At 63.9% G+C, this 19,250-nt stretch carries 20 protein-coding genes; 12 read left to right on the top strand and 8 right to left on the bottom strand.

The window, feature by feature from the left end; all coding sequences use genetic code 11:
* Position 1 precedes the first annotated feature (1 nt).
* On the top strand, positions 2 to 3,397 hold the full coding sequence (locus tag K3557_RS14695; protein WP_259994712.1) for an efflux RND transporter permease subunit: 3,396 nt from the start codon (positions 2 to 4) through the stop codon (positions 3,395 to 3,397).
* Here K3557_RS14695 and K3557_RS14690 read toward each other — a convergent pair.
* The gene (locus tag K3557_RS14690; RefSeq protein ID WP_259990083.1) at positions 3,367 to 3,828 is read right to left on the bottom strand and encodes an NUDIX hydrolase; all 462 of its coding nucleotides are present in this window, start codon (positions 3,826 to 3,828) and stop codon (positions 3,367 to 3,369) included. The genes K3557_RS14695 and K3557_RS14690 overlap by 31 nt on opposite strands.
* Entirely contained in the window at positions 3,825 to 4,637 is an 813-nt protein-coding gene (locus tag K3557_RS14685) for a protein-disulfide reductase DsbD domain-containing protein (RefSeq protein WP_259994711.1), read from the bottom strand. The genes K3557_RS14690 and K3557_RS14685 overlap by 4 nt, the downstream gene beginning before the upstream one ends.
* A 188-nt stretch (positions 4,638 to 4,825) precedes the next feature.
* On the opposite strand from K3557_RS14685, the gene K3557_RS14680 reads away from it, so the two are divergent.
* Complete coding sequence (locus tag K3557_RS14680; RefSeq protein ID WP_237455318.1) at positions 4,826 to 5,383, top strand: YqgE/AlgH family protein; 558 nt, start codon at positions 4,826 to 4,828, stop codon at positions 5,381 to 5,383.
* Positions 5,384 to 5,752: 369 nt separating this feature from the next.
* Here the strand turns inward: K3557_RS14680 and K3557_RS14675 are convergent, their stop codons facing one another.
* On the bottom strand, positions 5,753 to 6,703 hold the full coding sequence (locus K3557_RS14675) for an L-threonylcarbamoyladenylate synthase (protein ID WP_259994709.1): 951 nt from the start codon (positions 6,701 to 6,703) through the stop codon (positions 5,753 to 5,755).
* Positions 6,704 to 6,845: 142 nt separating this feature from the next.
* Here K3557_RS14675 and K3557_RS14670 point away from each other — a divergent pair, with 142 nt between their 5' ends.
* The 5 genes from K3557_RS14670 to K3557_RS14650 all read left to right on the top strand — a co-directional run bounded on the left by K3557_RS14670 (position 6,846) and on the right by K3557_RS14650 (position 11,042).
* Entirely contained in the window at positions 6,846 to 8,549 is a 1,704-nt protein-coding gene (locus K3557_RS14670) for an acyl-CoA dehydrogenase (protein ID WP_259994708.1), read from the top strand.
* A gap of 3 nt (positions 8,550 to 8,552) precedes the next feature.
* A complete protein-coding gene (locus K3557_RS14665) occupies positions 8,553 to 9,599 on the top strand; it encodes an MBL fold metallo-hydrolase (protein ID WP_259994707.1) in 1,047 nt (348 codons plus the stop codon).
* 27 nt (positions 9,600 to 9,626) lie between these two features.
* Positions 9,627 to 10,079, top strand: coding sequence for a DUF6173 family protein (locus K3557_RS14660; RefSeq protein ID WP_259990095.1), 453 nt, complete (start codon positions 9,627 to 9,629; stop codon positions 10,077 to 10,079).
* Between the two features lie 187 nt (positions 10,080 to 10,266).
* A complete protein-coding gene (locus tag K3557_RS14655) occupies positions 10,267 to 10,401 on the top strand; it encodes an aa3-type cytochrome c oxidase subunit IV (RefSeq protein ID WP_129369833.1) in 135 nt (44 codons plus the stop codon).
* A gap of 23 nt (positions 10,402 to 10,424) precedes the next feature.
* Complete coding sequence (locus tag K3557_RS14650) at positions 10,425 to 11,042, top strand: hypothetical protein (protein ID WP_259994706.1); 618 nt, start codon at positions 10,425 to 10,427, stop codon at positions 11,040 to 11,042.
* Positions 11,043 to 11,081: 39 nt separating this feature from the next.
* On the opposite strand, the gene K3557_RS14645 is transcribed toward K3557_RS14650, so the two are convergent.
* Together K3557_RS14645 and K3557_RS14640 are read right to left on the bottom strand one after the other, a co-directional pair.
* On the bottom strand, positions 11,082 to 11,411 hold the full coding sequence (locus tag K3557_RS14645) for an AzlD domain-containing protein (RefSeq protein WP_259994705.1): 330 nt from the start codon (positions 11,409 to 11,411) through the stop codon (positions 11,082 to 11,084).
* Entirely contained in the window at positions 11,408 to 12,136 is a 729-nt protein-coding gene (locus tag K3557_RS14640; protein WP_259994704.1) for an AzlC family ABC transporter permease, read from the bottom strand. Before K3557_RS14640 ends, K3557_RS14645 begins: the two co-directional genes overlap by 4 nt.
* A gap of 64 nt (positions 12,137 to 12,200) precedes the next feature.
* Between K3557_RS14640 and K3557_RS14635 the strand changes: the two genes are divergently transcribed.
* Genes K3557_RS14635 through glp form a run of 5 tightly spaced genes read left to right on the top strand, consistent with a single transcriptional unit; the run spans position 12,201 to position 16,863 of the window.
* Positions 12,201 to 13,076, top strand: a complete 876-nt coding sequence (locus K3557_RS14635; protein ID WP_259999645.1) for a formate dehydrogenase accessory sulfurtransferase FdhD — start codon at positions 12,201 to 12,203, stop codon at positions 13,074 to 13,076.
* Positions 13,077 to 13,110: 34 nt separating this feature from the next.
* Positions 13,111 to 13,611, top strand: a complete 501-nt coding sequence (locus tag K3557_RS14630) for a hypothetical protein (protein WP_259994703.1) — start codon at positions 13,111 to 13,113, stop codon at positions 13,609 to 13,611.
* On the top strand, positions 13,608 to 14,246 hold the full coding sequence (gene mobA / locus K3557_RS14625; RefSeq protein ID WP_259994702.1) for a molybdenum cofactor guanylyltransferase MobA: 639 nt from the start codon (positions 13,608 to 13,610) through the stop codon (positions 14,244 to 14,246). Before K3557_RS14630 ends, mobA begins: the two co-directional genes overlap by 4 nt.
* The gene (mobB, locus tag K3557_RS14620) at positions 14,243 to 14,734 is read left to right on the top strand and encodes a molybdopterin-guanine dinucleotide biosynthesis protein B (RefSeq protein ID WP_259994701.1); all 492 of its coding nucleotides are present in this window, start codon (positions 14,243 to 14,245) and stop codon (positions 14,732 to 14,734) included. The genes mobA and mobB overlap by 4 nt, the downstream gene beginning before the upstream one ends.
* Positions 14,731 to 16,863, top strand: a complete 2,133-nt coding sequence (gene glp, locus K3557_RS14615) for a gephyrin-like molybdotransferase Glp (RefSeq protein WP_259994700.1) — start codon at positions 14,731 to 14,733, stop codon at positions 16,861 to 16,863. Before mobB ends, glp begins: the two co-directional genes overlap by 4 nt.
* Positions 16,864 to 17,014: 151 nt before the next feature.
* Here glp and K3557_RS14610 read toward each other — a convergent pair whose 3' ends face one another.
* From K3557_RS14610 to K3557_RS14600, 3 genes are all read right to left on the bottom strand, one after another.
* A complete protein-coding gene (locus K3557_RS14610) occupies positions 17,015 to 18,046 on the bottom strand; it encodes a hypothetical protein (RefSeq protein ID WP_259990112.1) in 1,032 nt (343 codons plus the stop codon).
* Positions 18,047 to 18,067: 21 nt separating this feature from the next.
* A complete protein-coding gene (gene greA / locus K3557_RS14605; protein ID WP_134830630.1) occupies positions 18,068 to 18,538 on the bottom strand; it encodes a transcription elongation factor GreA in 471 nt (156 codons plus the stop codon).
* A 249-nt stretch (positions 18,539 to 18,787) separates the two neighbouring features.
* A complete protein-coding gene (locus tag K3557_RS14600) occupies positions 18,788 to 19,168 on the bottom strand; it encodes a VOC family protein (protein ID WP_259990114.1) in 381 nt (126 codons plus the stop codon).
* Between the last annotated feature and the right edge of the window lie 82 nt (positions 19,169 to 19,250).

Raw genomic sequence — 19,250 nt, 5'->3', positions numbered from 1 at the left:
CATGGTCCGCAAGCTCCCCCGGCCGGCCCGCGGGCTGTTCAGTTACTTCACCCGCCACCGCACTGCCGCAAACCTGCTGCTGGTGATCATGCTGGTGCTGGGCGCCGCAGCGATGCCCAACATGCGGACGCAGTTCTTCCCGGATGTGATTGTCGAACGCGTCACGGTCACGGTAGAATGGGAGGGCGCAGGCCCCGAGGATGTGGACAGCGCCATCGTGCAGGTTCTGGAGCCGGCACTCCTGGCCGTGGACGGGGTGGAGGAAACATCCTCCAGCTCGCGCGAAGGGCGGGCAACGCTGACGCTGGAGTTTGAGCCTGGCACGGACATGGGCCAGGCCACCGACGATGTGCAGGCGGCGGTCGACGGCATCACCACCCTGCCGGAAGAGGCAGAGGAGCCGGAAGTGCGCCGCGGCGCCTGGCGCGACCGGGTGACCGATGTGGTGATATCCGGGCCTGTGGCCGCAGGCCAGCTGGGTCTGTTTGCGGATGAGCTGGTCACCCGCCTGTTTGAGGCCGGCGTCACCCGCACCACCATCCGCGGCGTGGCAGCGCCCGAGACCATCGTCGAGGTGCCCACCGCCAAGCTGATGACCCATGACATCACCATGCGCGAAGTCGCCGAGGCCATTGCGGCAGAGGTTGATGCAGATCCGGCAGGCGATGTCAGCGGTGCCAACGCGCGGGTGCGCACCGGCAGCGAAAAACGCAAACCCGACGAGCTGGAAGCCATTGTCCTGCGCACCAATGCCGACGGCTCGGTGCTGACCATTGCCGACGTGGCGCAGGTGCGGGTCGAGGGTGTGGACCGCAACCGCTCGTATTTTGTGGACGGCAACCCGGCAATGTCGATCCGGGTGGACCGCTCGGACCAGGGCAATGCCATCCGCTTGCAGGGCCAGGTGCAGGAGGTGGTGGATCAGATGCAGGCGAGCCTGCCGCAGGGGGTGACGGCCGAGTTGATCCGGACCCGGGCACAGTCGATCACCGACCGTTTGGACATTCTGATCGACAATGGCCTGATGGGGCTTGCCCTGGTGCTGTGCCTGTTGTTCCTGTTCCTCAACACCCGTATCGCCTTCTGGGTGGCCATGGGCATCCCCGCCTCGATGTTTGCCGCCGTGGCGCTGATGTATGCCGCCGGGATCACCATCAATATGGTCAGCCTGTTTGGCCTGATCATCACCTTGGGGATCGTGGTGGATGATGCCATCGTGGTGGGCGAGCACGCCGATTTCAGGGTGCGGCGGCTGGGTGAAAACCCGGTGCAGGCCGCCGAAAATGCGGCCCGGCGGATGGCGATGCCGGTTTTTGCGGCAACGCTGACCACTATCATCGCCTTCTTTGGCCTGACCTTGGTGGGCGGGCGCTTTGGCGAGCTGATCCGCGATATTCCTTTCACCGTGATTGCGGTGCTGGCGGCCTCGCTTGTGGAATGTTTTCTGATCCTGCCCAACCATCTGTCCCATGCCCTGACCCATGCCCAGGCGCGGCATTGGTATGACTGGCCGAACCGGATGGTGAACCGCGGCTTCCGCTGGCTGCGCGACCATGCGTTCCGCCCGTTCATGGGGCTTGTGGTTCAGGCCCGCTATGCGGTGCTGGCCGGGGCGTTGGTGGTCCTGGCCAGCCAGGCGGCGCTGTTCATCAACGGCGACGTGAAGTGGCGTTTCTTCAATGCGCCGGAGCGCGGCTCCGTGACCGGCAATTTCGCCATGGTAGAGGGCGCCAGCCGCAGTGATACCCTTGCGATGATGCAGGAAGTGCAGCGAACCACCGAGGCGCTGGGCGCAGAATATGCCGCCCGCTATGGCCGCAACCCGCTGGATTTTGTCATAGCCGAGGTGGGCGGCAATGCGGGCCGCGGCCTGGGCGGGGTTGAGGCCAAGGATACAGATCTGCTGGGCGGTATCGCGATTGAATTGATCGACGCCGACCTGCGCCCCTATTCCAGCTTTGCCTTTGTCGCTGAGCTGCAGGAACGGGTGGCACGGCATCCGCTGGTTGAGACGGTCTCTTTCCGCGGCTGGCGGTCGGGTCCGGGCGGCGACGCGCTGGACGTGCAATTCTCCGGCCCCGGCGTGCAAGTGCTGAAGGATGCCGCGGAAGACCTGAAAACCGCGCTGCTGCGTTTCCCCGAGGTCTCAGCCGTCGAGGACAATCTGGCCTACGACAAGGAGGAGGTGATCCTTGACCTCACCCCGCAAGGCCAGGCATTGAACTTCACCATTGGCAGCCTGGGACAGGCGCTGCGGGCGCGGCTGAATGGAATTGAGGCCGCGACATACCCGGACGGGCCGCGCAGCGCCAAGATCCGGGTGGAGCTGCCCGAAAATGAGCTGACTGCCGATTTTCTGGAGCGCACGCTGATGCGGGCGCCCAGCGGGACCTACGTGCCGCTGGCCGATATCGTCTCGGTCACCCGGCGCACAGGTTTTTCGACCGTGCGGCGGGAAAACGGCATCCGGGTGATCAGTGTCTCGGGCGACATCTCCGAGGACGACCCCGCCCGGGCTGAAGCTGTGATGCAAGCGTTGCAGCAGGAAATCCTGCCGAAGATCGCCAGCGAGCGGCAAGTTGAATGGACCCTGTCGGGCCTCGCCGAGCAGGAGCAAACCTTCCTGCAGGAGGCAGGCACCGGGCTGATCCTGTGCCTCACCGGTATTTACCTGGTGCTGTCCTGGATCTTTGCTAGCTGGACCCGGCCATTGGTGGTGATGGCGATCATTCCCTTTGGCCTGGTCGGCACGATCTGGGGGCATTACATGTGGGAGGTGCCGCTGAGCATGTTCACCGTGGTTGGGCTGCTGGGAATGACCGGGATCATCATCAATGATTCCATCGTGCTGGTGACGACCATCGACCAATATGCACAAGACCGCGGCTTGGTGCCGTCGATCATCGATGCGGCGGCTGACCGGCTGCGGCCGGTGATGCTGACCACGATGACAACTGTTCTGGGGCTGGCGCCCCTGCTGTTTGAGCGCTCGCAGCAGGCTCAGTTCCTGAAGCCGACGGTGATCACATTGGTCTATGGCCTTGGATTTGGCATGTTCCTGGTCCTGCTGGTGGTGCCTGCACTGGTCGCCATGCAGCGGGACCTGTCACGCCCGATGACCTCGCTGCGCCGGGCGTTGCGGCGCGGCGCCGGGGGGCTGCGCTGGCTGGTGCTGGGCACCGCGCTGGCACAGCTTGGCTGGCTGGTGCTGACGCTGGGCTGGGCGATGGCCACCGGTGCGCTGCATCCGGCGCTACGGGCGTTTCCTGCGCTGGCGGCAATGGATCCGGTGCGCGCCGGATTGCTGGCCTGCATTGCGGGGGCGCTGGTTCTGGCGCTGCTGGCCTATCTGGCCGGAGGCATTGCCTACCGGTTCAGCGCCCGCCAGCGGGCCTGAGCCAGCCGGGCCACATCCGCCACCTGTTCCAGCAATTGCAGGCCGCGGGTTTCGATCTCAGCAATCGGGATCCATTCGGCCTGTTCGGCATCATCATCCGGCACCGGCTCGCCGCTGATGTATTCGCACAAGACCACGGTCAGCAGATACTGGCGCTGTGCCGTGCCTGCCGCATCACGGGAAATCACATCCACATTGGTGAGATATTCCAACGGCTTGGCAATAACCCCGGTTTCCTCCTGCAACTCGCGCGCGGCGGCCTGCAGGGCGGTCTCTCCCATCTCCACATGGCCGCCGGGAAAGCCCCACCAGCCCGCATTCGGTTCTTTGCCGCGCTGCACCAGGATGACCTGGTCCCGTCCGCCAAAATGGCGGCAGACCACGGCAATGGTGCCGAGGACCGGACGCTGCGGGCTGCCGGGCGTGCTCATCCGGCGCTGCAGCCCTGGATGTCCACCGCGTGGTTTTGCCCCAGCACCGTGATCCGCAATTGCGAGCGGTCAATGGCATAAGCGTTGCCGTCAGCGGGCAGGAATTCAGTCTCAGCCACCAGTAAGCCGCCTTCGCGGCGGGTGGTTGTCTCGCCGGCGTAGAGTTTCGGATTGCCGGGCTCGATCACCGCAACCTCCTTGCCGCCGGCGGACGGCATTGCGATGCGGGCGGTGACTTTCATCCCGTATTCAGACGGGCGCAAGCTGCAGGCGGCATGGCGCACACCGGCTTCTTTGGCCGACCAGGGGCGGCTGGCCATCGCAGCGGCAATTGCCGGGTTACGGCCTGCGGTACTGTCCAGCTGCTGGTCAAAGCTCAGCTCGGCCGGCACGCAGACATCCTTGCAGACACCCAGCTGCATCCGGCCTTTCAGGCGCACCGGCTTGCCGGGCTTCTCCGGGGTGATCTCCACCGGCAGCACCAGCTGATCGTGATAGCCGATGGTGCGGTAGCCGGAGGTTTCAAAAACCTCGGGCGCGGGCCAGGTGATCGACAGCCCGCCCACATTGCGCGCACCGCGCCAGGAAAAACTGGGCGGAATGCCGGCGTCGCCGGGCGCGCGCCAATAGGTCTTCCAGCCCGGCTGCAGCTTGATCCGCAGCGCCCCCATATAGGTGCCGCGCGGGGTCATGCCGCCGTCCAGCACCTCAATCTGCACAATTCCGCTTTCAGCGGCGCCAGCAAAGGCCGGGGCGCCTGCTGTCATGGCAAGCAAGGCCGCCAGGGCGGCAGCGTGTCTGTTTTGCATCGGTTTCATGCCCTGATACATGCGCTTGGCGGCAGGGTTTGCCAAGTCACGTTCGGGTCATTGTCTTGGAGTAAGGGCAGGTTTGCGGCAATTTTGCCGGAGGCTTCACCGGACATGGCCTTTGCACCTCTTGCGTGACAGGCAGGGGGGCGTCATGGTGGAGGCAGCAGCAGGAAAGATGGAATTTCATGGATCTGACTGGCAAGCTCTTGATTGCAATGCCCGGAATCGGTGACCCAAGGTTTGAGCATTCGGTGGTTTTCCTGTGCTCCTACGGCGAGGAAGGGGCGATGGGTCTCATCGTCAACAAACGCGCGGAAGGGGTGGCGCTGGGCGATCTTCTGGAGCAGCTGGACCTGGGCGAAGACGGCAGCGCGGCCGCGGCATTGCCGGTGCGGTTCGGCGGCCCGGTGGAAACCCAGCGCGGCTTTGTGCTGCACACACCGGATTACGAATCGGACGTAAGCTCGCTGAAGGTGCCGGGCGGGTTCTCGATGACAGCGACGCTGGATATTCTGGAAGACATCGCATTGGGGCAGGGGCCGGAGCAACTGCTGGTGCTGCTGGGCTATGCGGGCTGGGGGCCGGGGCAGCTGGAATCAGAGATTGCCATGAACGGCTGGCTGACGGCCGACGCCAGCCCGGATCTTGTTTTCAGCCTGGCGGATGACAGCAAATGGGAAGCATCGCTGAAAACCCTTGGCGTCGATCCGCTGACACTGTCAGCCAGCGCAGGCCACGCCTGAACGGCAGATAAGAAGCGCTGCGCCGTCTCAACCGGGTGCTCCCGCCCTTTGTTCCATTCATCATAGATGACCGGAAAAAGGTTGGGCGTGGCGCCGCGCAAGCACGGCGCGCCTCCCGCTGAGGCGAGGCCCGTCCCGGATCTCATGCCGGGGCTGGTTTCCAGGCCGGAGGGGCGGAGGCTTTCATCAATTGAAATTGTTGCAGCGGCGGTGGTTGCGCTTCCTTTGCGGACGTAAATCAGCGGCTTGGGTGCATGGCTGCGCCGCGCCGCGCTTGCGCGGCGCCATGCCCAACTGTTTGGCACCCATCTTGGATGGGTTTCAAACGGACAGGAGTGTTCTGCCCTGTTGGTCGGGTGCTGGGACGGCTCAATCCCTTGGCGCGGCGGCGCGGCGGAGACGGTCGTTGATGGCTTCACCCAACCCGTGATCCGGAACCGGCGCCACCGCGATGGGTCTGCCAAGGGCGTCCAGTTGGTGCAGATGGCCAAAGAGATTGGCGGCGGCCTCAGCCAGATCCCGGCTTTCGGAAAGGTTCAGGTCGCACGCCCCCGGTCCGAAGCCGAGAAAAAGCCCGCCTTCGTCTGGCGCGCTGGCGTTCAGCCGGACAGGCGCGCCGGGGGCGTAATGCGACAGCAACTGGCCGGGGGCGGTCAGCGGGTCGTGCACATCGCGCACTGCCAGTTTGCGGCCTAGCACTGCTTCGATCTCTTCTGCTGCCAGCCCGCCGGGACGCAGCAGCATCGGCGCGGGGCCTGCAAGTCCGACAATGGTCGATTCCAGTCCGACCCCGCAGGCGCCATCATCAAGGATCGCGGCAATGCGCCCGTCCAGGCCTGCCTGCACATGGGCCGCCGTGGTCGGGCTGATCTTGCCGGACGGGTTGGCGGAAGGGGCGGCAACCGGGCCGTCCAATGCCTGCAGCAAGGCCTGTCCAGCGGGGTGGGCCGGAACACGCACCCCCAAAGTTTCCAGCCCGGCAGTGACCAGCGGTGAAATCCCGTGGCCAGCGCGCAGCGGCAGCACCAGGGTCAGCGGGCCGGGCCAGAAAGCCTGGGCCAGCTGCTCTGCCGTATCACTCCATTGAACATAGCGCTGTGCCGCCTCGGCCGAATGCACATGCGCGATCAATGGGTTGAAGGAGGGCCGCCCCTTGGCCTCATAGATTGCCGCCACCGCCGCGCCCTGCCGGGCATCGGCGCCGAGACCATAGACGGTTTCGGTGGGAAAGGAGACAAGTTTACCCTCCCGAAGCAGTTGGGCGGCCCGGGCGATACCGGTTGCCGTGGCGGCAAGGATTTCTGTGCTGTGCAGGGGCATTCCGGGTGACGCGGCGTTTTGGTTGATTGAAATGAGCGTCCGATTAGGTAATCGGTCAAGCCAACAACCATAATAGGCCCGTGCCGGGAAGCCAAGGCTGCCCGCGCCAGGACGCCCCTTAAATGACCGTCAGAGGACGCCCATGACCTTCCGTGCCCCCGTTTCCGAGTATGAGTTTCTGTTGAACCATGTTGTCGGCTATGATGCCATCCCGGCCACAGACCGTTTTGCCGAGGCAACGCCAGACATAGTGAGCGCCATCCTCAACGAGGCTGGCAAGATGTGCGGCGAGGTGATGGCCCCTTTGCAGCGCAACGGCGATCTGACCCCGGCTTTTTTGGAAAACGGCGTCCTGCGGACCTCGCCCGGTTTCGGTGACGGGTTCAAAGCCATCGCAGAGGGCGGCTGGATCGGCATGAGCGCGCCGGAGGAACACGGCGGCATGGGGCTGCCGCTGACCGTGGCAACTGCGGTGAACGAGATGATGGCAGGCGCCTGCCTGTCGCTGCAGCTGGCACCCCTGATGAGCCAGGGCCAGATCGAGGCGCTGGAGCATCATGCCTCGGATGCGATTAAGGAATTGTACCTGCCCAAGCTGATCTCCGGCGAATGGTCCGGCACCATGAACCTGACCGAGCCGCAGGCTGGGTCTGACGTGGGGGCGCTCAGCTCCAAGGCGGTGCCGAATGGCGATGGCACTTATGCGGTCAGCGGTCAGAAGATCTTTATCTCTTGGGGCGACAATGATTTCTGCGGCAACATTTGCCATCTGGTGCTGGCGCGGCTGCCGGACGGCGCGCCGGGGACCAAGGGCATTTCGCTGTTCCTGGTGCCGAAATACCTGCCGGATTCCGACGGCAACCCGGGCAAGGCAAATGACCTTAAGGTCGTCAGCCTTGAGCACAAGATGGGCCTGCACGGCTCTCCCACTTGCGTGATGCAATATGACGGCGCCACCGGCTGGCTGGTCGGCGCGGAGCATGGCGGCATGGCGGCGATGTTCACCATGATGAACAACGCGCGTTTGGGCGTGGGCGGGCAGGGCGTAGGTGCTGGCGAAGGCGCCTATCAGCACGCGCTGGCCTATGCGCTGGAGCGCAAGCAGGGCCGCACCGCCAGCGGTTTCATTGCCGACCACGCCGATGTGCGCCGGATGCTGATGGAGATGAAGGCGGATCTTTTTGCCGCCCGTGCGATCCTATTGGCCTGCGCGCAGGCGATCGACATGCAGACTGCCACGGGTGACAGCGGCTGGGCGGCGCGCGCGGCGTTCCTGACGCCGATTGCCAAGGCCTTTGGAGCCGACACCGGCATCCGGGTGTCTGAGACCGGGGTGCAGGTGCATGGCGGCATGGGCTTTATCGAGGAGAGCGGTGCCGCGCAGTACTGCCGCGACGTGCGGGTGACCGCGATCTACGAGGGCACCAATGGCATCCAGTCGATGGATTTGGTCGCGCGCAAGATGATGGACGGCGGCGAGATGGCTTTTGGTCTGATTGACGAGATTGAGGAGCAGGCCGAACGGGCCCGCGCCACCCATCCGAATATGGCGGAATCTGTCTGGCAGGCTTGCGAGTCCTTGCGCGAGGCCACCGAATGGCTGGTTGCCCAGCAAGATATGCAGGACCGCTTTGCCGGCTCCGTTCCCTACCTGCGGGCCTTTGCCCGGGTGCTGGGCGGCCATTACCATCTGGCGGCAGCGATGGCGGACCAGGGCGGCCCGCGCGAAAAACTGGCGCGGTTCTACATCACCCGGATGCTGCCCGAACATGCCAGCCTGCTGGCCCATGCGCAGGCTGGTGCTGCGGGCACCTTTGCCCTCAGCCTCGAAGAACTGGCAGGTTGATCTGTGACTGATATTCCCGACGTCTCGCCGCGCACCCCGTGGGAAGAACCGCCTGCCCAGGGCGAAGCGATCGAGGTGGCCGAGGGCGTCCTTTGGATGCGTCAGCCGCTGCCGATGAAGCTGGATCACGTCAACATCTACGCGCTGGATGACGGCGATGGCTGGACGGTGATCGACACCGGGTTCAACACCCGCAAAAGCCGCGCGATCTGGGAAAGCCTGATGGCGGGGCCTTTGAAGGGCAAACCGGTCACCCGCGTTGTCGGCACCCATCACCATCCGGATCACATCGGTCTGGCGGGCTGGTTCCAGAGCGAACACGGCGCCGAGCTGATCACCACCCGCACCGCCTGGCTGTTTGCCCGGATGCTGACCCTCGACGTGCAGGAGACCTGGCCCGAGGAAACGCTGGCCTATTACCGCAGTGCGGGCATGGATCAGGCGTTTTATGACAAACGCGCCAACGACCGGCCATTCAATTTTGCCGACACCGTGTACCCGATGCCGCTGGGCTTCACCCGCATCAAACAGGGGGATGCGATCCGCATGGGCGGACGCGATTGGGACGTGCACACCGGCAACGGCCACGCGCCTGAACACGCGACCTTCTGGAGCCGTGATGACAATCTGGTGATCACCGGCGATCAGATCCTGTCAACCATCAGCCCCAACATCGGCGTCTACGCGACCGAACCGATGGCGGATCCTTTGGGCGAATGGCTGGAAGCCTGTGAGCGCCTGTCCAAACTGGCGCGGCCCGATCATCTGGCCTTGGGTGGGCACAAGCTGCCGTTCACCCGGCTGCCGTTGCGGATGCAGCAGCTGATCGGCAATCACCACGGTGCGCTGGAACGGCTGATGGATCACTTGTCCGCGCCGCAGACTGCTGCCGATTGCTTTGCGCCGCTGTTCAAGCGCACAATCGGCGAAGGCGAGTACGGGCTTGCGCTGGTCGAGGCGGTGGCCCATGTAAATCATCTGTACCACATCGGCCAGGTGAACCGCTGGAAACGTGAAGACGGCGCCTGGCTTTATCAGCGCAAGGGGTGACGCACCCCGCATTTTGGGGGAGACACCATGAGCGACGAGATTTCGACCAGCGCCGAGGCGGCAGAGGCGGCGGTGCTGCCCTGCGTGCACGAGGTCCATGCCGACCCCGAGGCCTGCGCGGGCCTGCGCAAGATTCCGGAAAAACTGCAAAAGCAGGATGCCGCCAAAAGCCCCGCGCGCTGGGCCTATGAACGTCTGATCCTTTATATCCAGAATTTCGAACAGCAGCTGGACAGCGAGCACGAGGTTGCGATGGGATTTGCCGGCGGCAATGCCGGGGTGCTGCGGATCGAAGGCATGGGCTATTACGATCCCGATATCATCACCTTTTATGGCAGCGAAGGTCCCGGTGCGCGTACCCAGCTGGTGCAGCATGTCAGCCAGCTGAATGTGATGCTGCGGGCGGTGCCCAAGGCGCAGGAAGAAGCCCCGGCCAACCGGATCGGCTTCCGGCTCGCGTCGGATCTGGAGCAGGAATAAACCCCGGACCGGGCGCCGGGCGATTCGATTCAGCTCCGGTGCCGGCCCGGACGGGGGGCTGGTTTGCTGGCGATGCTAAGGAACACACCGCGTATTTCTGACAGATGCGCGCGATTGACGTGGTGACAGAGGATCGCAAATCCAGTAATCACGGGAAAAATGCACGTGAATTCGAGGGATAACTCACATGGCTGAACATCAGCACGGCACCATGGACACCGCGGTTCAGGAAAAAGTCTATAACGGCTTTCTGACCTTTATCACACGCTCCTGCATTGCGCTGGTTTTCTTTGCTCTGTTCCTGGCGGTTTTCGCCACCTGATCCCAGTCCAAGGAGCGCGCGCCTTGCGTAATCTGCTGTGTCTTGGCGCGGTTCTGCTGGCGCTTGCGGGCTGCGCGGCGCCTCAGCAACCCAATGCGGATGCTGAAACGCTGGCCCGGGTGGCCTACCGCCAGCCCGGCCCGGCGACGCTGACTCTTTACACGATGATCAACAACCGCACCGGGCGGGGCGGCCATGCGTCGCTGATGATCAACGCGTCAGAACGGGTGATTTTCGATCCGGCAGGTTCGTTCTATGCCTCGGTGGTGCCAGAGCGGAATGACGTGCTTTATGGCATCACCCCTGCGGTTGAAAAGGCCTATCGCGGCGCGCATGCCCGCAGCACCTTTCACGTAGTGGTGCAGCAGGTCGAGGTAACGCCCGAGCAGGCCCAGAAAGCCTATCAGCTGGCGGTGGCCAATGGCCGTGTGCCGGGCGCCTATTGCGCTCAGGCCACCATCGGCATCCTGCAGCAGATCCCCGGGTTCGAGAGCCTGAACCGCACCTTCTACCCGGAAAAACTGTCAGCGCAGTTCGGCCAGCTGCCCGGCGTGGTGACGGACCGCTACTATGAGACCGACAGCGCCGATCTGCAGACGGGCCTCGTCAAAAGCGACGCCGCGCTGAGCGCTGCTGAGTAATCTTCCCGTTCGGATAAAGCCGAAGGCGCCGGGCGGACGCTAGGCGGTGAGGTACAACAGCAGCAGGCACAACCCGCCGGTGCCCAGGCCAATCAGCACGTTGCGGGTCAGGTATCCGGCTGCAAAGGTGGCGGCCGCGGCGGCAAGATGCATCAGGCTGGGATCTCCGCCAGTTGGAGAAGGCCAGATCACCAGCGGCGCCACCAGTGCCGGGATGATCGCCACCGCCGTGTAGCGCAGATGCCGCATCAGCCATTCCGGAATGGGCTTGCCGCCCATGAACCCGATAAAGGCAAACCGCAGGGCATAGCTGCCAACCGCCAGCCCGATGATCACTGCCCACAGGATTGATGCAGGAATACTGCTCATTTCGCGCCCTCCGCCTTGGCCTTTTGCCGTTCCAGCCACAGCTCTGCCTGGGCGCCTGCGATCATGCCCGCAATCCCGGCCACGATCAGGCCGAGGTTATAGGGCAGGGCCGCAGCCGGCAGCGAGGTGGCCACCGCCACGAAACAGGCGGCCACATGGGCAGGCGTGCGCAGCATGGGCCCGATCATCGCCAGAAACGCCAGCGGCAGCACAAAATCCACACCCCAGCTTTCCGGGATCCGGGTGCCGACCAGTGCCCCCACTGCGGTGGCAACCACCCAAACCGGGGCAATGATACCATTGGTGCCAAAGAAGTACGCCATGCGCTGCGGCAGCGGCATCTCCGGCTCGCTCTCAAACTTGACGATGGACAGCGCATAAGACTGATCGACCATGAAATAGGCCGCCAGTGCGCGCTGCCACATCGACGCACCGCCAAGGTAGGGCGTCAGCGAGGCCGAATACATCGCCATCCGCAGGTTCACCGCGAGCGCCGAGATCAGAATGATAATCAGCGGCGCGTTCTCCTGCATCAGCTGCAGCGCGGTGAACTGGGCCGCCCCGGCAAAGACCGCCAATGAAAATGCAAAGGCCTCGGGCACGATCAGCCCGGCCTCTGCCGCCAGCACTCCGAACAGGAAGCCAAAGGGCGACGCCATGAACAGGAAGGGCGCGCTGTCGCGAAACCCCTTCCAGAAGGCCGATTTGGTGGTGGTGATTGCCATCAGCGCGTCCTAGATTGCGTTCAACCGGCCTACGGCGGTGGCAGAAGGAATGCAATTGGTGAGTATGGATATCACGTCAGAATATCTGGTCGCGCCCGGCGTCGCCGACCCGCGGCTGACCCGCGCTGTCACCGGCGTGGACCAGAACGGCGAGGCCAGCGATATCTCCGTGGTTGAGGAGCGCCCGCTGACCATCTTCCTGAATTCCCAGGAAATCGTCACCGCGATGACCATCGGCGACTACCCGGAATACCTGGCGCTTGGCTTCCTGCGCAATCAGCGCATGCTGCTGGACGGGGATGAGGTCACCCGCGTCGATTATGACGAGGATCTGGAAACCGTGGTTGTCCGCACCGCGGTGGAAACCAGCCACGAGGAAAAGCTGAAGAAGAAGACCCGCACCTCCGGCTGCGCAGTCGGCACCGTCTTTGGCGACATGATGGAGGGGCTGGAGGATGTGCGCCTGCCCAAGGTGCAGGTGAAGACTTCCTGGCTTTACACGCTGGCGCACAAGATCAACCGCACGCCCTCGCTGTACCTTGAGGCCGGCGCTATCCACGGCACAGTGCTCTGCCGACAGGACCGCCCGCTGGTCTATATGGAGGACGTCGGCCGTCACAACGCGGTGGACAAGATCGCCGGCTGGATGCTGTCCGAGCAGGCCGCGGCGGCGGACAAGATCCTTTATACCACCGGACGGCTGACCTCGGAGATGGTGATCAAAACCGCGATGATGGGCATCCCGGTGCTGGCCTCGCGCTCGGGTTTCACCGCCTGGGGCGTTGAAATCGCCCGCGAGGTTGGCCTCACTCTCATCGGCCGGATGCGCGGCCAGCGGTTTATTTGCCTCTCGGGCGAGGAGCGGCTGGTGCGCGACATGGATCCGAAAGACGCACCGGTAGAAGAGAAGAAGCACCGGCGCAAGAGTGCGGAGGGATAACCGGACTTCACGTGAAATCCGGCCCGGAAAACGCATGGCAGAGCAGAACTCAATAGGGACCACTCTGGTGGAGAGCATCGCAAATGATCCGGCTGCTTGGATCATGGGCGGAGCGCTGCTTTGGATCACACTTGGCTTTGGCGGGCTGATTCTTTTCTGGAGAACCTGGCACGTAATCGGGCAGTATTTTACCGAAATGGAGAAAACGCCCTGGGCCGTCAGATCCGCCTTGGGCTGGCCATCGGAGAACCCAACTCCACCAATGCTGCGGGCCCGCCGGGACCTTGCGCGCCAGAGGCTGTTCTACCGGTTGGCTCTCTGGGGGCCGCCACCGCAATTGCCGCATTCCAAGGCTGCGTTAAAGGCATTGCGGATGTTCCGGGTTTTGCACTGGGCGGCCCGGGTGTTTTCCTGGCTGTTGCTTTCCGCCTTGGCTGTGTTGCTCAGCCCAGTGTTCTTCTTGATAATTGTGTTTTCGGCGGTACTGCCGTTGATCGTTCTTAGACCGGCCCCTTGGCCGCAGGAGATACCATGACTCAGCCCCTCGGCGTAATCCTCGCAGGCGGCCTTGCCACCCGGATGGGCGGCGGCGATAAGGGGCGGCTGCAGGTCGGCGGCCAGAGCCTGCTGTCCCGCGTGGTGGCCCGGCTGTCGCCGCAGGTCTCGGGGCTTGCGCTCAATGCCAATGGCGACCCGGAGCGGTTCGCCGACCTGGGCTTGCCGGTGATTGCCGACTCGATCGAAGGTTTCGCCGGCCCGCTGGCTGGCGTCCTGGCTGGCCTCGACTGGGCGGCAGAGCAGGGGGCGGAGACTATCGTCACCGCCGCCGCAGACACACCTTTCTTCCCGCAGGATCTGGTGGGCCGGCTGACCGCAGCGTCCGAAGGCATGGAGCATCCGCTGGTGCTGGCCACCACCCCGCGCACCGGGGATGAGGCGCTGAAATCCGGCGGCGGCAAGCGCATCAACCGGCACCCGGCCTTTGGCCTCTGGCCCGTTGCTCTGCGCGATGACCTGCGCGCGGCTTTGACTGACGGCTTGCGAAAGGTGGTGCTGTGGACAGATCAGCACAACGGCCGCGAAGCGCTGTTCGAGGCCGATCCTTTCGATCCGTTCTTCAACATCAACACGCCGGAAGATCTGGCCAAGGCAGAGGCGTTGCTGAAATGAAGATCTACGGCGTCACCGGCTGGAAGAACAATGGCAAGACCGGACTGATGGAGCGGCTGGTGGCCGAATTCTGTGAGCGCGGCCTTACCGTTTCCACCATCAAGCACGCCCATCACGCCACCGATGTGGACCAGCCCGGCACCGACAGCCACCGCCACCGCCAGGCCGGCGCGTCGGAGGTGGTGCTGGCCTCGGCTGGCCGCATCGCAATCATGCAGGAGCTGCGCGATGCGGCAGAACCGCCGCTGGCAGAGCTGCTGGCCCGCCTGCGTCCCGTCGATCTGGTGCTGGTCGAGGGCTACAAGCGCGAACCCCACCCCAAGGTTGAGGCTTTCCGGCAGGAAGCAGGCACCGAACTGATCGCCCCGGAAGACCCGAATATCCGGGCCGTTGCCAGCAACACCGCGATGGCGCTGGACCGCCCGGTTTTTGATCTGAACGATACGGCAGCGATTGCGGATTTCATCCAGATAGAACTGGGGCTGTGACCCGTTTTGATACTGTTCTCACCGTCGATTGGTCTGCTGCCAAGCGCAAGCCCCGGCGCCAAAGCAAGGATGCGATCTGGCTTGGTGTGGCGCGCGGCGGAACCGCGGAAAGGCAAATCTACTGCCGCAGCCGGCAGGAGGCAGAGGTTTGGATCAGCAGCTTCCTCGACGCGGAACAGGCCGCGGGACGGCGGGTTCTAGCCGCATTTGATTTTCCCTTCGGCTATCCGCGCGGATTTGCGCGCCGGATCACCGGGTCCGATGACCCGTTTGCTTTATGGGCCTGGCTGGAAGAACGGATCGAAGACTCTGAGGACGGAACCAACAACCGGTTTGAAATAGCCTCTGAAATGAACCGGATGTTTACCGGCCCCGGCCCGTTCTGGGGCAAACCCGATGAGAAGACCTGGCCGGACATTCCCTACCGCAAAGCCGGTATAATCTATAAAAACGTGGCAGAACGGCGCAGCGCGGATCTGGCGGCCAAGGCAGCTTCCTCCTGTTTTCAGCTGTTCTTCAACCCGACTGTTGGCAGTCAGGTCCTCATGGGGGTGCCGGTTCTGCAGCGGTTGCGGCTCCGGCACCGGGCCGCTGTCTGGCCTTTCGAAAAGGTTGAGACAGCACAAACTGTTTTTGCAGAAATATGGCCAGGTTTGATCGAACCTGCCGTTAAGGCTGCAATGGCTTTTGCGGGCCGGGACGAAATACGCGACCGGGTGCAAATGCGGCTATTGTCGCAGGCGCTCAGCCGTCTGCCGGCCGGGGAGCTTGCCGGAATGCTGGCGGCAGTACCTGACGAAGCACAAGAGGAAGCTTGGATATTGGGCACGGGATACGAAGACCGCTTGAACGCGCTGGCAGCGGATGAACCGGGCCGGCTGACACCGCCGCCGCTCAGCAATGATTGCTTTGCCCTGCCTGCAGGCGTGGATTGGACCCCGGTGGATGACGCGCTGACCCTGCTGCGGGACAGGCTGGGGCCGGTCACCGGAGTGGAAACACTGCCGCTGGCAGACGCCCTTGGCCGGGTGCTGGCAGAGAGCGCAGTGGCCAAACGCTCCAACCCGCCGCTGCCCAATACAGCAGTAGATGGCTACGGCTTTACCGGCGGCAAGGCGGAAGGCCCGCATGTGCTGCCGCTTATGCCGGGACGTGCCGCAGCCGGCGTTCCCTACGACGGTGCTGTGCCCGCAGGCAGCGCCATCCGCATATTGACAGGCGCCGCATTGCCGGATGGCGTGGATACGGTGATCCTCGAGGAAGACGTGAACACCGACGGCGCCCGGATCGCCTTCAACGGCCCGCTGAAACAGGGCACAAACACCCGAAAGGCTGGTGAGGACGTCTGCGCGGGTGACGTCATCCTGCCCGCAGGCCGGGTCATATCGCCCGCTGATCTGGCTCTGGTCTCGGCCACAGGTCTGGCGGAACTCGCGGTCCGTCTGCCGTTGCGGGTCGGTGTGCTCTCCACCGGCGATGAGCTGGTCGAGGCAGGAGAACCCGCAGGCAAAGGGCAGATCTTTGATGCTAACCGTCCGATGCTGCTGGCGCTGATCCGCCAGCTCGGGTTTGTACCGGTTGACCTGGGCAAGGCCGCGGATGACCGCGAAGCCTTGCGGGCGGATCTGGACAGCGCTGCCAAACAGGCTGACGTTATCCTGACCTCGGGCGGTGCCTCCGCCGGGGACGAGGACCATATGTCGGCACTGCTGCGCGAAGCGGGCGCGATGCAGGAATGGCGCATCGCGCTGAAACCCGGCCGCCCTTTGGCGCTGGGCATGTGGCAGGGCACGCCGGTCTTCGGACTGCCGGGCAACCCGGTGGCGGCTCTGGTCTGCACCCTGATTTTTGCCCGCCCGGCGATGGGGCTGATGGCGGGCGCGGGCTGGCAGGTGCCGCAGGCATTTGAAGTGCCGGCGGCCTTTGAAAAGCGCAAGAAGCCGGGCCGCCGCGAATACCTGCGGGCGCGGATGCGGAACGGCTGCATTGAGGTGTTCAAATCCGAAGGCTCCGGCCGCATCAGCGGCCTTAGCTGGGCCGAGGGGCTGGTGGAACTTGGAGACGGCGCTGCAGAGATCAATCCCGGCGATCCTGTGCGGTTCATTCCTTACAGCAGTTTCGGCATGTAGACCGGGCGCTCCCGCCCGCGGCCCGGCGCATCGCAGATGCTTGCCCGCCGTTGGGCATGGCGCCGTGCTGCGGCCCGGCGCGCCACCTCCCCGCCGCTTCTTTCTGGTCAAAAATACCCGCGCTGCAGGCAGTGGCCCGAAGGGCCGCCTCTCAGTCGAAGGTCCCGGCCACCCGGCCCAGCAGCATAAAAGCGCGGGCGGTGCGGGTGTTGCCGAGGGCGGAAATCTCGCCGTCGGTCGCTTCAGCCTCAAACTCCGCGAACATCTGATCAAAGCGGCGCAGGAAATGATGCGCGGCATCGCGGAAAATCGGGTCCTGTTTCATCCGTGCCGCCGTCAGCGCCAGCGAGGTGCGGTCGCGCACGCCGCCAAGGGGGGCCACGGCACGGCCGCGCGCGCCTTGGGCAAACTGGCGCCAGATCTCAGGGCGGGCCATGTCAGGGCGCAAGTCATCCATATAGATGCCGTCTTGGCTGAGCAGGGTCAGCACATCCTGCGCAGCCTGAATCACCTGGGCGGCCTTGCGGTCCTGCAAGGCTGCGCGCAGGGCGGCGAAACCGTCCTGATCCTCCGCCGTCTCCGGGAAGTTCAGTGCCCGGATGAAATGTTCGGCTGGCAGCGGCGGCGCGGCATCTTCGGCCTGGGTGCCCAAAGCCAATGATCCTTGTTCGGCCGCCGCCAGCTCGGCCGCTTCGGCGGGGATTGCCGGGCGCACCGGATCGCGGCGGCTGGTGTGGAAGGTGGCCAGCGCGGTTTCGGTCTTGCGGGTCGCCTCGGCGATCTCCTCCAACCGCTTGGCCATCGACGGCTCAGCCACCGCGGCATGCTGCTGGGACTGTGCCAGATAGGTCTGGCGCAAGCCGTCAATGGCGGCCTGCAGCTGTTCGCTTTCCTCCCGCATCACCCGGGCCGAGCGCGCGGCAGAGGCGGCAACCCACAGCATCGCCAGCGGCAGCACCAGTGCCAGAACGCCGGTGATCAGGTCGGCCCATTGCGAAAGCCCGGAATCCGGCGGCGCAAAGACAAAGAACCCGACTGCCGCCAGAAGCCACAAAGCGCCCAGGGCAATGGCCGCCAGCTCGGCACCGCCCAGCCCATTGCCCGCAGGCCCGTCAAGGCGCCGCAACGGGCGATTGCCAGCGGGGTTTGGGTTGGAGCCGGGACTGCTGCTGGAGCCTGTCATGAACACTCGCTGCTTTGCGGATCAGGAATAGACGATCTTGAGAATTTCATAAGCGCGGATGCCGCCGGGGGTGCGCACTTCCACACTGTCGCTTTCGTCCTTGCCGATCAAGGCACGCGCAATCGGCGATTTGATGTTCAACAGGCCTGCCTCAATGTTGGCCTCGTGTTCGCCAACGATCTGCCAGGTTTTTTCTTCATCGGTGTCCTCGTCCACCACGGTCACCTTGGCGCCGAATTTGATGGCGCCTGTCAGCTTGGCCGGGTTGATCACGTCGGCCAGCGACAGGATGCCTTCCAGCTCCTTGATGCGGCCCTCGATAAAGGACTGCTTCTCGCGCGCCGAATGATACTCGGCGTTCTCCGACAAATCGCCCAGCTCGCGGGCTTCGGCAATTGCCTGAATGATCGCCGGGCGTTCGACGGATTTCAGGTTCTTCAGTTCGCTTTCCAGCGCGGCGTGACCCGTGGGGGTCATCGGGATCTTTTCCATGAGATTGGTCCAGGTCGCTATTATGGTTTTTCTTGTCAGTATGAAAACCGCAGCCCCGCAGCATAAGCCGCGGGGCCTCCGGTCCGGTTGACAATTACCTGACCCAATCCTGCACCTGATTTCAAGTGCGCGCGGGGCTTGCCGGCACGCAATTCCGCCTAAGCGGGCGGATTGCGGGACTTTTCCACAGAATTGCGCGAAAAAATGCCGCGCAGGGGCAGCTTCGCAAGCCCCGCCTGCAATAGAATATCAATCATATTGCACCGCCTCGTATTCGATGCCGTTGTCGTCATGAAAGTAAAACCGGCGGCCCGGTTCATAGTCGCCGTGGTTGATCGGCGTGAAACCCGCGGCCTTCACTGCAGCTTCGGTTGCGTCCAAATCCTCGACGATCACCGCCAGATGGTTCAGGCCGCCGACAATGCCATAGCTCTCCGGCGCTTTGCCTGCGGGGGTGCGCGGCGTGTAAAGCGCAAGATAGCTGGTCTCGCCGCCGGTATGCACGGTGTAGCCGCCATTCTTGGCTTCGCCTTCCCAGCGCACATGCCAGCCGAAAACCTCTTTCATCCATTTCGCAGTGGCATTGGGGTCGGCCACGGTGACGTTTGCATGTTCAAGAACTGCGCTCATTGGAAATCTCCTTCTCGCCTGAGCAAATCTGTTGATACGACTCACTCTAATTCCTAAACCTAACTTTAGCTCAAGCAGTTTT

The sequence above is a fragment of the Leisingera sp. M523 genome, assembly GCF_025141335.1.
Taxonomy (GTDB): Bacteria; Pseudomonadota; Alphaproteobacteria; order Rhodobacterales; family Rhodobacteraceae; genus Leisingera.
This window is presented reverse-complemented; position numbering and strand designations above follow the sequence as displayed.